The organism is Rahnella bonaserana (assembly GCF_019049675.1).
In the GTDB taxonomy this organism is placed as follows: Bacteria; Pseudomonadota; Gammaproteobacteria; order Enterobacterales; family Enterobacteriaceae; genus Rahnella; species Rahnella bonaserana.
Window position 1 is genome coordinate 532,662 of the sequence record NZ_JAFMOW010000068.1, and the last position, 15,021, is coordinate 547,682.

A 15,021-nucleotide genomic window follows, 5' to 3' on the forward strand; every position below is an offset into this window, starting at 1 on the left:
AACTGATAAGGAACTGATGCCATGCGCCTTAGTACCAATATAATTTACCAACAAAACATGGATGCGGTGCTGGATGGGCAGAACCGTTTCCAGGCGACCGGTTTACAGTTGTCTACCGGCTCCAAAGTCAGTAAGCCTTCTGACGATCCGCTGGCGGCTTCACAGGCCGTGCTGGTGCGTCAGGCGCAGTCTGAAAACAGCCAGTTTTCTATTGCGCGTACCTTTGCTAACCAGAGCATGAGTCAGGAAGAATCGATTCTGTCGAGCGTGACGTCCACCATTCAGGATGCGCAGACGCTGATCGTGCAGGCCGGTGATGGCTCGCTCAGTGATGACGACCGTTCTTCTCTGGCCACCAAGCTGGAAAGTCTGAAATCGCAGTTAGTGAATATGGCAAACAGCACCGACGGTAACGGGCGCTACATCTTTGCCGGTTATAAAAGTGATACCGCGCCTTACACGCAGGATCCGACCACCGGTGCGGTGACCTATTCCGGCGGAGACACGGCGATCACCCAGCAGGTTGACGCCAGCCGTACCATGACTATCAACCATAACGGTAATCAGATTTTCAACGCCTTAACCGGTGATGCGAAGAAAGAGCCTGATGGTTCTGCCAGCGAATCGGACATCTTCAAGACCATTGACGGCGCGCTGACTGCACTGAAAACGCCTTCAGCGGATTACACGTCGGATACCGAATATTCCGACGCTATTGATAAAGCTAACCGTGGCCTGAGCAACTCACTCAACAACGTGTTGTCCGTGCGCTCTGAGCTCGGTACGCAAATGAGTGAGCTCGACAGCCTTGATACGCTGGGCGATAACCGCGACGTGACGAACTCCACCAAGCTCAGCAATCTGGTCGATACCGAATGGACTTCAGCGATTTCCACCTACACGCTGCAACAGGTGGCACTTCAGGCGTCGTACAAGACCTACAGCTCCATGCAAGGCATGTCGCTGTTCCAGATGAACTCGTAATCCCCCGGCGCGCCAGCATCGCGCGCCTGTTTTACCCTCTTCCTCATCTGCTGCCAGTTCGCAAAAATGCGGGCAGGCAGGCATTTTTCTGACTGTACTTAAACCGGGTACTTTCAGCTTTGTATGTCGTCTTTCTAAGGTTTGGCGACATACACTTTTTCCTCGTCCTGCTTCGAATTGTCTCTGTGTTGGCTGCGTCTGCTCGCCCGAATCACTGACTTATTGTCAGCTCATCGGGACTTACAGACTTACCGCCTTGATACAATCCGAAACAGTTAGAGGAATCTTTACTCGTCCTGCTTCGAATTGTCTCTGCGTTGGCTGCGTCTGCTCGCCCGAATCACTGACTTATTGTCAGCTCATCGGGACTTACAGACTTGCCGCTTTGATCCGGCACGAACTATTTAGGGGAAGATGAGTACGTTTTTTAATGACCGAAAAGGGCGAGAAGGACGGGGAACAGGAACGGGGCGAGGAGGGAGGTAATGATCCCGCAGATGACCAGCGCCAGGGAGCTGAATGCGCCTTCCTGATAATCCATTTCTGCGCAGCGGGCGGTGCCGAGGGCGTGTGAGGCGGTGCCCATCGCCAGTCCGCGTGAAGCTTTGGTGGTGATTTTTAATATATTCAGGATCGTGTGACCAAATACTGCGCCAAGGATGCCGACGAAAATCACGCAGACCGCGCTGATGGCCGGAATGCCGTTAATCGACTGGGCGGTCGCCATGGCAATGGGTGTGGTAACGGATTTCGGCAGGACCGAGGCGGCAATCTGCGGCGTTGCCCCCATCCATAATGCAATGGCGGTGCCGGTGGTCATCGCCACCATGCTGCCGATAAAGCAGATGCTGATAATGGATTTCCAGCGGGCGCGGATCTGATGCAGTTGCTCGTAAAGCGGAAACGCCAGAGCCACGACGGCCGGTTGCAGCAAATCATTGAGAATTTTACTGCCGGCGAAATAACGGGCGTAAGGAATATTGGTCACCAGCAGCAACGGGATAATCACCACCATCGACATCAGTAACGGATTCAGCAGCGGCATTTTGAGTTTGATGGCCAGTTTGCGGGTGGCGAAAAAGACCAGCAGGGTCAGCGGCAGCGACCACAAAATATCAATCATTTTCTTTCTCCGCTTTGTCTGTCACCACGCCGCGTTCACCGTGGATATAGTGGGAACAATACGCGACAACCAGTAACACGATAATCGTACTGACCAGACAGGACACCACCAGCGGGCCGAACTGCGTGCGCAGCTGCTCGTAATAGTTCATCACCCCGACGCCGATAGGCACAAACAGCAGCGCCATATAGCGGATCAGCACGTTGCAGCCGGGTTTAACCCATTTAAACGGCAGAATTTGTGTGGAAAGCAGGGCGAATAAGATCAGCATTCCGATAATGCTGCCCGGAATAGTCAGCGGCAGTAGAGATGAAATGGCATTCCCGGCGAATAAACACAGATAAATCAGAATAAATGCCCGGATATATTGGAATGCCAGAGAAGTTGCATTGCTCATGGTGTTTCACCCAGTTGAATGATGCATTCATCATACAATTAAGATGTGATCTGCGCCACATAACTCAGTATGAAATTTAGGAATGAAGTGTATGCCAAAAACGCAGGATTTGGCTGCTGAAATCACTCAGGTCCCCCGTATAATCAGCCGCTGATGGCAGCCGTACCGGCGTCTGTACTTTGCCCTGTCGCCTCGCCCTTTGTACAGTAACAATGCCCCGCCAGAGCCCGTCCTGCGGCTTTAATAACCAATCAGATAACGTTATTCAAAATTCGCATAACGATAGTATTTATCAGACTTTCTGGGAAGTTGAAGAAACTTTACACTCAACAAAACTTTAGCAATTTCGCTACTTTGGAGAGTCTGACCTGATGAAAGCTTTATTACCGTCCGTCCTGTTTACGGCTATTGCGGCTACTTTCGCGGTTCAGGCCGCCACACCGCCGGACACGCTGGTCATTGCCCAGTCCATTGATGACACCTCCAGCTTTGACCCGGCGCAGGGCTTTGAGCTGACCACGGTTCAGGCTTTCAACAATATTTATCAGCGTCTGGTCCAGTCCGATCCTAATAATCCGATTGATTTAAAACCGACGCTGGCAAGCTCCTGGGAAGCGGGCAAAGATAACCGCAGCCTGACGTTTACGCTGTCGCCAAAAGCGACCTTTGCCAGCGGTAATCCGCTGACTGCCGACGACGTGATTTTCTCGCTGTCGCGCGTGGTGAAACTCAATCTCGAGCCTTCTTTCATTCTGACCCAGCTCGGCTGGACCGATAAAAACGTCGATACCTTCCTGACGAAAATCGACGATCAGCATGTGAAAGTCAGCTGGACCGCCGATGTCAGCCCGTCCTTCGTGCTGAGCCTGCTGTCAGCGCCGGTTTCCTCGATTGTTGACAGCAAACTGGTGAAAACTAATGCGACGGCCGACGACCTTGGTCATCAGTGGCTGAGCAACCATTCTGCCGGTTCCGGTCCGTATCAGATCCGTAACTACATTCCGCATGAAGTGGTGATCCTCTCCGCTAACCCGACGTCTCCTGAAGGCGCGCCGAAGCTGAAAACCATTCTGATTAAAAACGTACCGGATCCGGCTGCGCGCCGTCTGCTGATTGAGCAGGGCGATGCGGATATGGCGCGTAATCTGGGTTCAGACCAGATGGCGGCGCTTGAAGGCAAAAAAGGTGTCAAACCGCTGGCCGTGCCATACGCCTCGTTGTATTTCATGCAGTTCAACGCCAAAGCCTCTCCGGCGCTCGGGAATCCGGCGTTCTGGGAAGCGGCGCGTTATCTCTTCGATTACAACCACATCGCGCATGACCTGATGAAAAACCAGTTCCAGGTGCATCAGGCCTTCCTGCCGGAAGGTTATCTGGGCGCGCTGAACGACACGCCATATACCTATGATCCGGGCAAAGCGAAAGCGATTCTGGCGAAAGCCGGCCTGACCAACGTCAGCTTCACGCTCTCTACCGCCAACCAGCCGCCGTATCTGGACATTGCTCAGGCGTTGCAGGCCAGCTTTGCGCAGGGCGGTGTGACGGTAAAACTGGATCCGGGTTTAAGCTCGCAAATTTCCACCAAAGTGAAATCGCACGATTACGACGCCTATATGTCTTCGTGGGGCCCGGACTATTTTGACCCGAACACCAATGCTTCCGCGTTTGCTTTCAACCCGGAAGATGGCAGCAAAACGCTGGCATGGCGCGCCAACTGGTCGATTCCTGCGCTCAATAAACTGACGCTGGCGGCGATTGCCGAGCCGGATCAGTCTAAACGCGTGGCAGATTATCGTCAGCTGCAGCTGGAAGTGCAGAAAAACTCACCGTTTGTCATCGGGTTACAGGCCAAAAGCCTGATTGCCGTGCGTGACAACATCAAGGGCTATGTGCAGGGCATCAACCCTGACATGGTCTTCTACAGCAAGGTCACCAAGTAATGACAGACAGTTCAACACCCGCCGGATTCGTCCGGCAGGGTTGGCGCTGGTCAGGCCGTCTGCTGACCGGCGTGATTTCGCTGGCGCTGACGTTGCTCGGCCTGCTGGCGTTCACCTTTACACTTTCCCATCTGGCACCGATTGACCCGACACTTCAGGTGGCGGGCGATCACGCCAGTGAAGCCACCTATGCGCAGGTGCGTCGTGATTTAGGTCTCAACCAGTCGGTGCCGGTACAGTTCGCCCGTTATCTGGATCACCTGGCGCACGGTGATATGGGGATTTCCCGCATCACCGCGCAGCCTGTTGCCAGCGATTTAATGCGGACATTCCCGGCGACCGTCGAACTGGCCACCTGTGCCATTTTGCTTGGCGGATCGCTCGGCATTTTGCTGGCGCTGCTGGCGGTCTGGAAACCGGGCAGCTGGCTGGATAACGTCGCCAGAATGGTGTCGCTGCTCGGGTATTCCGTGCCGATATTCTGGCTGAGCCTGCTCGGTCTTTTGCTGTTTTACGCCGTGCTGCACTGGGCGGGCGGTCCGGGACGACTGGACGACTTGTATATGTACACCATGACGCCGCGCACCGGTTTTGTGCTGATTGATACCTGGCTTTCCGGTGACCGCGAGATGTTCTACAACGCCATCAGCCATTTGTGGCTGCCGGTGACCGTGCTGGCGATGTTGTCGATGGCGGGCATTACCCGCCTGCTGCGCGCCTCCATGCTCGGTGAAATGAACAAAGAATACGTGATTCTGGCGCGTTCCAAAGGCGCGGGCAGGGCGCGGGTTTTACTCTGCCACGTCTTCCCGAATGTGCTTGGAACGCTGATCACCGTGCTTTCGCTTTCTTACGCCAGCCTGCTCGAAGGCGCAGTACTGACCGAAACCGTATTCGCCTGGCCGGGCGTCGGACGTTATCTGACTACCGCGCTGTTCGCGGCAGATACGCCAGCTATCCTTGGCGCGACGCTGCTGATTGGTACCTGTTTCGTGCTGCTGAACGCACTGGCTGACGCCCTTACTTATTTGCTCGATCCGCGGACCCGGTAGTTTTTGCTTATGACACAACAAATGATCCCTGAACAACCTGCGCAGGTCGAAATCGAGACTCACGTCTGGAAGCCTGCGCGTCGTATTACCACGCTGAGCGTCGGTCTGGTGCTGGTCGCCATTCTGGTGCTGACCGCGCTGCTCGCCCCTTTACTGGCACCTTTTGATCCGAACATTCAGCATATCGAACTGCGCTTACTGCCGCCTTCACATACGCACTGGCTGGGCACCGACGGTTTTGGCCGCGACCTGCTGTCCCGTGTGATTTACGGCGCGCGTCCGACGCTGCTGCTGGTGTCACTGATTCTGGTACTGACCATTCCGGTCGGCCTGCTGATCGGCATCAGCGCCGGTTATATCGGTGGCTGGTTCGAGCGCATTCTGATGCGTCTGACCGACATCGTGATGTCATTGCCCAGTCTGGTGATGGCGCTGGCGCTGGTGGCTATTCTCGGTCCCGGCCTGATGAACGGGGCGCTGGCGCTGGCCTTTACCAGCTGGCCACCGTTTGCACGTCAGGCAAGAGCGGAAACCCTGGCACTGCGCCGCAGTGATTATCTGGCCGCCGCGCGTATGCAGGGCATCGGCGGATTGCGCCTGATGTTCGGCCACATTCTTCCACTGTGTTTGCCAAGCGCGGTGGTTCGCGCGGCGCTTAGCCTCGGCGGCATTATTCTGGCATCCGCCGGTCTGGGCTTTCTCGGCATGGGTATTCAGCCGCCGACCGCGGAATGGGGCTCGATGGTTGCCGAAGGCAGTAAAGTCATTTTCGACCAGTGGTGGGTCGCCGCTGCACCGGGCGGGGCGATTCTGTTTGCCAGTCTGGCTTTCAACCTGCTGGGCGATGGCCTGCGTGACAAAATGGATCCACGACATGGCAACTGATTCCTTAAATACCGACAAACTTGTCGCGAAAGATCTCACCATTTACCTGCCGGGGGAACGTCCGCTGGAACTGGTGAAATCCCTTTCACTCAGCGTCGGGCAGGAACGCGTGGCGCTGGTTGGCGAATCCGGTTCCGGTAAATCCCTGACCGCGCGCGCGCTTATGGGGCTGCTGCCGCATCCGTGTCAGCTGCGTGCTTCGCAACTGACGCTGGGCGATCACGACCTGACGACGTTAAAGGAACGCGAATGGAACAAACTTCGCGGCAACCGTGTTTCGATGGTGATGCAGGATCCGAAACATGCGCTGAATCCGACGCAAAAAATTGGCAAGCAGGTCGAAGAACCGCTGCGATTGCATACCCGTCTCGGGCGTAAAGAGCGTCAGGAAAAAGTAGCCGACATGTTGAATGCCGTCGGTTTGCCCAATCCGGCTTTTCTGCAACAGCAATATCCGCATCAGCTTTCCGGCGGGATGGGCCAGCGCGTGATGCTGGCGATTGCGCTGATCAACGATCCGCAGTGGCTGATTGCCGATGAACCGACGTCAGCGCTGGATTTTGACATGCGCGAACAGGTGCTGGGCTTAATCGAGCGTCTGGTCGAACAGCGCAACATGGGACTGATCCTGATCAGCCACGACCTGCAACAGGTGGCGCACTACTGCGAGCGCGTGCTGGTAATGTACAAAGGCGAACTGCTCGATGAACTGCCTGCGGATCAGCTGGCACATGCCACGCATCCGTATACCCACACGTTATGGTCGTGCAGACCGAGCAAGTTTACCCACGGCGAACGCCTGCCGGTGCTGGATCGCGCGCTGCTGGCCTCTTTAAAACAGGAGCCGAATCATGAGTGAGGCAATTGCTGAACTGCATCAGCTGAGCGTGTCCCACCGTCAGGGCGTAGAAGTCCGCACCGTGGTACATAACGTCAACCTGACGATTAATAAAGGTGAGTGCTTCGGGCTGGTGGGGCCGTCCGGTTGTGGTAAATCTTCTCTTTTGTGGGTACTGGCAGGGCTGAACGGTCACTGGGACGGCGGCCTGACGCTGCTTGATCATAAAGTAAAACCCGGCAAGCCGTTCACCGGCAGTCTGCGCCGTGACGTACAGATGGTGTTTCAGGATCCGTACGCCTCGCTGCACCCAAAACACAAGTTGCTGCGTACGCTGGCTGAACCATTAAAAATCCTCAAAGAGCAGGATATCGAACAAAAGATTGCCGAAGGATTCCGACAGGTCGGGCTGGATCCGGCGCTGATGCACCGTTATCCGCATCAGCTTTCCGGCGGCCAGCGTCAGCGCGTGGCGATCGTGCGGGCGCTGTTGCTTAAACCTAAGCTGTTGCTGCTCGATGAACCCACATCAGCGCTCGATATGTCAGTGCAGGCAGAAATCCTTAACCTGCTCAATGACCTTAAAGCCAGCAGTGACCTGACCATGATTCTGGTGAGCCATGATGCAGACGTGATTGACCATATGTGCGACAGAGCTGTACATATGGCAAAGGGAGTTGTTCTGAGTTAATTCGCTGAGGGGTCAGCCGACCCGCTCACTGTCAAGATTCACACCCAAACTGGCCTGCTGAGGCCAGCTTGCTCAGAAAAAAATTCTCTCTGGTTTAATTTCAATAAGAATATTCTTAGTTGCTAATCTATTGCTATCTTGTTTAAACTTTGTTTTGTCAGGATCCCGGCAGATTTTTGTCCTGAAATAATACAAACAACTGACATTATTCAGAATATTGCCCACGGTCGCTGGTTTTTTCGAAATTATTAACCTAATCTTAAAATTTATTCCCAGATCAAATTTCCAAAAGTGGCTTGATAAAATAAAGCGAGGAATTAATCAAAGTAAGGAATAATTAATGGCGTGGAAAAGAAGAGAGAAAGTGGCAATTATGGAGCCACTTTCTATGGTCAGCGATGTAATGTCGCAGATCCTGAGGGAAGAGGGTGACATTATTATTGAAGGGGCACTTTCTAATTTCTTATCCCTCAAGTCTTTGCTGGAATTACGAAAATTAGATGTGGTTTTCAGTGAGGTTTATGATGCCAATACGTCTATTATTGAAGGCCTGGATTGCTTAAGAAAACTTAAAGCGCAATTCCCCGCCATTGATATGATTATTCATACTGAAATTGAAATTCCTGCTTTGCTGATTCAAAGTAATGCAGATGCTATCTATATGAAACAATTAGGTGTTGAAGGCTGCCGCGCTTCTGCAGCGCAAATCCTTAACGCAACGAGTATGGTGAGCGTACTCTTTTACGAAGACAGAAAACTTCGTTACGATTTCGAAATGCTGAGTGACTATGAATGGGAAGTGCTGATTATGTTCAGCCAGCAAATGAGCATTACTGAAATTGCGACGAAAATGAAAACCCAATATCGACGCATCAGTCGGGTGAAGCACATCATTATGCATAAACTGAAAGTGAGTAATAATGTGGCATTCAGTCAGTTCATGGCACTTGCCGGAAGCAAATTTGGCGACTATCCGCCGGTTTCTTTAAAATAATATTGCATCAACACTTTCATTTCAGGCACACCATGAAAACCGCAAAATCTGTTGGCCAGCCTTTATTATTCCTGTCGGGTACACTGCTGATAGCCACATTTATCCTGATTGTCACACATCTCGTCATCGCGACGTATGATCGCGACTATCTGGCTTCCTATGCCCGACACATCATGACGCGCGGACTGGAAGTTGCTGATGAGTCCGGTAAAATCGTCAGTAAAGTGAATGCCATACGCGATGAAACATGCAGTGATAAATTTCTTGATGAAATTCGTTATCTCTCATTTACCTCGGTATTTATCTCAGACATTGGCTATACCCGTGATCACCAGCTGAAATGTACGGCGATGCGCGGGCGTTTACCGGAGCCGGTGACGATGTCGGTGCCCGATGCCATCACCCGTTATGGTCAGCGCATATGGACATCCTTCAGCGGCATTGTCGACCCGCGGATCACCGCCGATATGATGGAATCGAAGAACGTTCTGCTTTTCCCGACACCGGCTGCATTTCGTGACATTTATGTTCCATACAACGGCTTCGGTGCCGTGCTGATCAACCACCGGCACGACCATGTCTTCAGGCTGTTTGGCGACACCGATGGACTGGTGCGGGATGTTAACGAAATCCAGGGTTTTGCGTGGTGGCACAAAGCCCGGTTCACGGAATGCAGTAATCGATATGATATTTGCGTGATGGCCAGAAATACTCAGATCGGACTTTTCTCTCTTTCAGCCACGGCGACTGTCTTTATTATTCTGGCAGCATTAGCAGCCGGTGGAATGTTTACCTTCGCACTCCTGCAATACATCAGTAATACCCGTTCATTACAGAATAAACTCAGGATGGCGATCAGCCGGGATGACATTTATATCAACTATCAACCCTTTGTGGATATTGATACCGGCAGGGTGATTGGGTACGAAGCGCTGGCCCGCTGGAAAGAGGTAAACGGCGACAATATATCACCGGATGTGTTCATCAAACTGGCTGAGTCGACACATCAGATTAGGGCGCTCACCCGGTCTGTCGTCACGCGGACGCTGACAGAAATCGCACCACTCCTGCGGGAGAATAAAGCTCTATTTGTGAGTATTAATATCACTACCGCGGATGTGACTGAGGCAGATTTCAGGATGTTTCTCGAAGAAGAGGTCGATAAAAGCAGGCTTCACCGTAAGCAAATCGTCTTAGAAATCACGGAACGTTCGACGGCAGACCATCGGCTGCTCAAAGAGTCATTAGCCCGGCTGAGAGATTACGGCTACCGCATTGCGCTGGATGACTTCGGTACCGGTTATTCCAATCTGGATTATCTGAGCAAGTTATCGTTTGATTTTATTAAGATTGACAAGATCTTCACCGATTCTGTTGGCAGCCAGTCAGTCAGTTTCAAAATGTTGAAAATGATGCTGGAAATGCTCGCCCAGACCGGTGCGACCATTATTGTGGAAGGAATAGAAGAACAGCATCAGGCGGACTTCTTCCTGAAAGAATATCCCCGCATTGTCGGACAGGGCTGGTTTTACGGCAGGCCGGTGGATATTGATAAAATCACTTCCTGAGCGTGTCAGACAGGGGCCTTGTGCCCCTTTTTCTTTGTATCTTCACCATCAGGTCAATCCGCTTTATTTTCATCTCTCATGATTTCCATCTTCTATCTCGCATCTGCTTGTCTAAAGCACATCACTGTCGCCATGGTTTTCCCTTTTGAACGTTTTTAGTGATTCTTGAGCGACATCAATATTTACTCAGTACTGACATAAATATCATTCTGAAAATATTTAATCGGGTGGTAATTGATATTTTCCGGTTAAATAACACGCCGAATGATTATTTTGCGATCTGTTAATCATCTTAATGGCGCAGTTTATAGGCGAGCGTTTAATTATATTTAGAATATTCCTAGTTAAGAAATCGTAAGGCTGGAATATGTTTTCGAGATGTTAATGAAAATTGCAGATTATTTCTCTGGCAGGAAAACGGATCTACATCAATTTAGTGGATTAGTGCATGAAATAACTCATATCAGAAGAATAATTCACTAATTTATGCGTTTTTGACGAGATTGATTGCCGAAAAAGGTCGTGACTTTATAGTGACTAGCACTGGCAGCGTACCCGGCGATGGGACCTGCCAGAAGGAAATTAATCTAACGGAGAAAAGACGCGTGAATAAGAAAATTTTAGTGGCTTGTGGTTTGCTGGTGGCGGGTTATTCAATGACAGCGTCTGCTGTATCTGATAACACTATTTCGTTTCAGGGTGAAGTCACTGATGAAACCTGTTCATTGACCGTAAATGGTAATGACACTGCGCCAATTATCTTATTACCTACTGTCTCAACGTCTGATTTATCTGCGTCAGGTGACGTAGCGGGCGCGACGACGTTCGAAATGGGTGTCAGTGGTTGCACAGGTAGTACTGACTCAACAGCTATTAGCACGGTATTTGTCGGCAATTTGGTTGAAACGACCAATGGCACTTTAGGTAATACCGGTACAGCAGAAAACGTAACAGTTCAAATTCTGGATACTAAAGGCACTGAGATTGACTTAAGTTCAACCTATACGGCCGAAGGCGATCTGACTTTAGCTGCAGGTGACACTGCTTCGACCGCGACATATACCGCTCAATATTATGCGACTGATGTTGCTACAGCAGGTACTGTTGCGGCTTCACTGCAATATGCAGTGACTTATCAGTAATCGTTAAATAATCGCAAGATGGCAGAACGCTGCCATCTTATTTTATATCATTCGGCGTGCTACTAATATCCGATAAAATTATAAGTTTAATGTTCATATGTTTAATAATCGCAATCTGATTAGAAAAACAACTGGTCTATTTCTGTTGTTAATATTATCACTACTCTCTGTAATGGCATCTGCCAGTGTCACTATGATTGGCAACCGGATTATTTATCCCTCAGATAACGCTTCAGTAGACGTTGAATTTCGTAATAAAGATATCATTCCTTATGCGGTGCAAACATGGCTGGATGATGGAGATACTGAGTCAACACCCACAACAGGTAAGGCTCCGTTTTTTGCTTCGCCGGCACTCTTTCGAATTGCAGCAAACGGCGGACAGGTGCTCCGTATTGCCTTTAATGGCAGCGTGAATTTGCCGCAGGACCGGGAATCTGTTTTTTACTTTAATTTTCTGCAAATACCCCCGGTGAATGCGGGTGAAGTAAGTGCTCAACAAAAGAATAAAATGCTAATCATGTTAAAAAACCGTGTGAAGGTTTTTTACAGACCCGTTGCCATTGCCTCCGGAAGTAAAACATTTTTTGATGAAATTAATGTCACTTCTCAATTAAAAAATGGCGGGACAGTCATCAATATTGAAAATCACTCTCCATTTTATGCATCAGTGATTGATGTGAGAATTAAACACGGAAAACAGATTTATAAACAAAAAGCGGAAATGATTGCACCGTTTTCTAAAGGAAGCGTTCTGTTCAAAAAAATCCAGGATATTAAAGGTGCGACAGTTATTGTTGATTATCTCAATGATCAGGGTGCAAGGATGAGCCACGAATATGAAATTAGTCACTAATCATAAAATACTGACGCCATCGCTATTAACTTTATGTATTCTCTCTAATTACAGTCCCGTGGCGTTAGCGGAAGATTTCTATTTTGATCCCAGCTTGCTGCAGGGTTCTGGCGTATCAGTGAATCTGGATAAACTTAACGAAAAAATTGTCTCGGCGGATGCGGGAACCTATCGCGTAGATCTCTATGTCAATAATAAGCTCGTTAAAGAAAATACTGAGATCACCTTTAGCCGTAAATCTGAGGGTGATAATGTCGCTGTTCAGCCTTGCCTGAATGCTGAAGATATAAAACTGATTCAGTTAAAAGTGGACGCAGTCAGCTTAATACCTGTTGGTAAACAGTGTATGTGGTTTTCCGATCTCTCAAAAGCCTCATCATGGGAACTGGAACAGTCAACGCAGAAACTGAAACTGCTGATCCCGCAGAGCTTACTTTACCGTCAGCCACGCGGTTATATTCCGGTATCTCAGTGGGACAGCGGCGGCCTGGGGTTATTTGTTAAGCACAATACCAACTATTATGAGACCAGTAGCACCGGTGGTTATAAAACTAAAAATCTGTGGAGCGGACTGAACAGCGGCACCAATATTGGTCTTTGGCAATTAAGAAATCAGTCAAATCTGCGCTATACCGATAATAACGGTCGCACCAGTCATAAATGGACCAGCGTGCGCACCAATGCACAGCGACCTCTGCCATCAATTAATTCCCTGGTGACGCTGGGTGACAGTTATACCAACAGCAGCCTGTTTGGCAGCCTGTCTTTCAATGGCGTCAAACTCGCCAGTGATACCCGAATGATGCCTCAGGGTAAACGCGGCTATGCGCCAGAAGTTCGCGGCGTTGCCAGTACCACTGCGCGCGTTGTGGTCAGCCAGCTCGGAAAAACCATTTATGAAACCGTGGTTTCGCCAGGTCCCTTTATTATCGACGATTTGTCTAATACCAAAGGCCAGGGCGATCTTCAGGTCACGGTCATTGAAGCTAACGGGCAGACATCCTCTTTTACCGTTCCCTATTCTGCGGTGCCAGATTCTATTCGCCCTGGCTCATGGAACTATGAACTTGCCCTTGGGAAAGTGCGGCAGTATTACAGTGTGGATAATGAATTTGTAGAAGGTGTCCTGCAACGGGGGATAAGCAATCGATTCACGGGTAATGCCGGTATTCGTCTGGCGAAAGACTACGAGGCATATTTGCTGGGTGGCGTCATGGCAACACAATTTGGGACTATCGGACTCAATACCACTTATTCATATGCCGTCGCTGAAAATAATAAAACCCAATCCGGCTGGCGTGCGGAAGCCAGTTACAGCAAAACCTTTACAACCGGCACTAATCTGACGCTGGCGGCATACCGCTACTCGACTAAAGGTTTCCGTGATTTGCAGGATGTGCTGGGTGTAAGGCGGGCCGCTGAAAATACCACCACTTACTATTCGGATACGTTGAATCAGAAAAATCAGTTCAGCGCGACCATCGCCCAAAGTTTTAATACGTTCGGGTCACTTTCGCTGAATGCCAGCACTTCAGATTATTACAGTAATAATTCACGTATTACTCAGATGCAGCTGGGCTACAGCAATAGCTTTAAAAAGATCAGTTATAACATCAACATTGGCAGACAGCGCACCAGTTACAGTACCCGCAGCAACTACTACAGTGAAGTGGATAACAGTGATAATCGTCAGAAATATACAGAGAACACCATTTCAATCGGTTTCTCAATGCCGCTGGACTGGGGGGATTCACGTTCGAATGTAGCATTCAACGTGGCGAAAAATAAAAGCTCTGAGTCCGCGACTACCAGCGTATCGGGCAGCTTCGGTGAGAAAAGTAATTCTTCTTATTCTGTATACAGCGGTGTAGAAAATTACCAGGAAAACGGTAATAAAATGACCTGGGGTGGTTCACTGCAACAAAATACCTCTAAAGGAACGTTCCGGGGATCTTATTCGCAGGGCACGGGTTATAAACAGTATGGATTGGGTTCATCGGGTACGCTGCTTATTCATCCGGGGGGAGTAACCTACGGACCTTATGTCAGTGATACGTTTGCGCTGGTGAAAGCCAAAGGCGCCAAAGGGGCAGAGATTAAAAACGCTCAGGGCGCAAAAATAGACAGTTTTGGCTACGCCATTATGCCGTCTTTATCCCCTTACCGTTATAACCAGGTAAGTCTGGATCCTAAAGGCTTAGATTCCAAAGTGGATATTCAGGGAGGAAGCCAGCGTGTTGTACCCTATGCCGGAGCCATCGTGCAGATTAATTTTGAAACCGTGTTTGGCCAGCAGGTATTGATTAATTCAACGCTGAAAAATAATCGAATGATCCCGATGGGTGCAGATGTAACTGATAAGGACGGTACGAATTTAGGCATGGTCGGACAGGCAGGGCAAATTTATGCACGAATTAACGAGCGTTCAGGAGTGTTATTTGTTTCCTGGGGGGAAAGTGATTTAGAACAATGTCGTATTAATTATCAGCTGCCAGCAGCAACTGAAGATAATGAATTTGTTCAGTTAACCTTGCCATGTGAAATGTGATTC

13 protein-coding genes are annotated in these 15,021 nt (G+C 50.0%); 11 read left to right on the forward strand and 2 right to left on the reverse strand.

The features are described 5' to 3' along the window. Nucleotides 1-21: 21 nt before the first annotated feature. Nucleotides 22-984, forward strand: coding sequence for a flagellar hook-associated protein FlgL (gene flgL / locus J1778_RS24110; protein WP_217175283.1), 963 nt, complete (start codon nt 22-24; stop codon nt 982-984). Between the two features lie 427 nt (nt 985-1,411). On the opposite strand, the gene J1778_RS24115 is transcribed toward flgL, so the two are convergent. Together J1778_RS24115 and J1778_RS24120 are read right to left on the reverse strand one after the other, a co-directional pair. Further along, on the reverse strand, nt 1,412-2,107 hold the full coding sequence (locus tag J1778_RS24115; protein WP_217175284.1) for a CidB/LrgB family autolysis modulator: 696 nt from the start codon (nt 2,105-2,107) through the stop codon (nt 1,412-1,414). After that, nucleotides 2,100-2,504 carry a CidA/LrgA family protein gene (locus tag J1778_RS24120; protein WP_217175285.1) on the reverse strand — a complete coding sequence of 135 codons (405 nt, stop codon included), beginning with the start codon at nt 2,502-2,504 and terminating at the stop codon, nt 2,100-2,102. Before J1778_RS24120 ends, J1778_RS24115 begins: the two co-directional genes overlap by 8 nt. A gap of 371 nt (nt 2,505-2,875) precedes the next feature. Here J1778_RS24120 and J1778_RS24125 point away from each other — a divergent pair, with 371 nt between their 5' ends. From J1778_RS24125 to J1778_RS24170, 10 genes are all read left to right on the forward strand, one after another. Further along, nucleotides 2,876-4,444 carry an ABC transporter substrate-binding protein gene (locus J1778_RS24125; protein WP_217175286.1) on the forward strand — a complete coding sequence of 523 codons (1,569 nt, stop codon included), beginning with the start codon at nt 2,876-2,878 and terminating at the stop codon, nt 4,442-4,444. Continuing rightward, entirely contained in the window at nt 4,444-5,496 is a 1,053-nt protein-coding gene (locus J1778_RS24130) for an ABC transporter permease (RefSeq protein ID WP_217175287.1), read from the forward strand. The genes J1778_RS24125 and J1778_RS24130 overlap by 1 nt, the downstream gene beginning before the upstream one ends. Before the next feature lie 21 nt (nt 5,497-5,517). Further along, a complete protein-coding gene (locus J1778_RS24135; protein WP_217175377.1) occupies nt 5,518-6,381 on the forward strand; it encodes an ABC transporter permease in 864 nt (287 codons plus the stop codon). Beyond that, entirely contained in the window at nt 6,371-7,240 is an 870-nt protein-coding gene (locus J1778_RS24140) for an ABC transporter ATP-binding protein (RefSeq protein WP_132966070.1), read from the forward strand. The genes J1778_RS24135 and J1778_RS24140 overlap by 11 nt, the downstream gene beginning before the upstream one ends. Beyond that, nucleotides 7,233-7,910, forward strand: coding sequence for an ABC transporter ATP-binding protein (locus J1778_RS24145; RefSeq protein WP_159281092.1), 678 nt, complete (start codon nt 7,233-7,235; stop codon nt 7,908-7,910). The genes J1778_RS24140 and J1778_RS24145 overlap by 8 nt, the downstream gene beginning before the upstream one ends. 340 nt (nt 7,911-8,250) lie before the next feature. Then, on the forward strand, nt 8,251-8,904 hold the full coding sequence (locus tag J1778_RS24150; RefSeq protein WP_217175288.1) for a helix-turn-helix domain-containing protein: 654 nt from the start codon (nt 8,251-8,253) through the stop codon (nt 8,902-8,904). A gap of 32 nt (nt 8,905-8,936) precedes the next feature. Further along, on the forward strand, nt 8,937-10,472 hold the full coding sequence (locus J1778_RS24155) for an EAL domain-containing protein (protein WP_217175289.1): 1,536 nt from the start codon (nt 8,937-8,939) through the stop codon (nt 10,470-10,472). A 656-nt stretch (nt 10,473-11,128) separates the two neighbouring features. Beyond that, nucleotides 11,129-11,614, forward strand: coding sequence for a fimbrial protein (locus J1778_RS24160; protein ID WP_112289852.1), 486 nt, complete (start codon nt 11,129-11,131; stop codon nt 11,612-11,614). Nucleotides 11,615-11,711: 97 nt separating this feature from the next. Further along, complete coding sequence (locus tag J1778_RS24165) at nt 11,712-12,470, forward strand: fimbria/pilus periplasmic chaperone (protein ID WP_217175290.1); 759 nt, start codon at nt 11,712-11,714, stop codon at nt 12,468-12,470. A gap of 10 nt (nt 12,471-12,480) precedes the next feature. Then, the gene (locus J1778_RS24170) at nt 12,481-15,018 is read left to right on the forward strand and encodes a fimbrial outer membrane usher protein (protein WP_420804102.1); all 2,538 of its coding nucleotides are present in this window, start codon (nt 12,481-12,483) and stop codon (nt 15,016-15,018) included. Nucleotides 15,019-15,021: the final 3 nt, after the last annotated feature.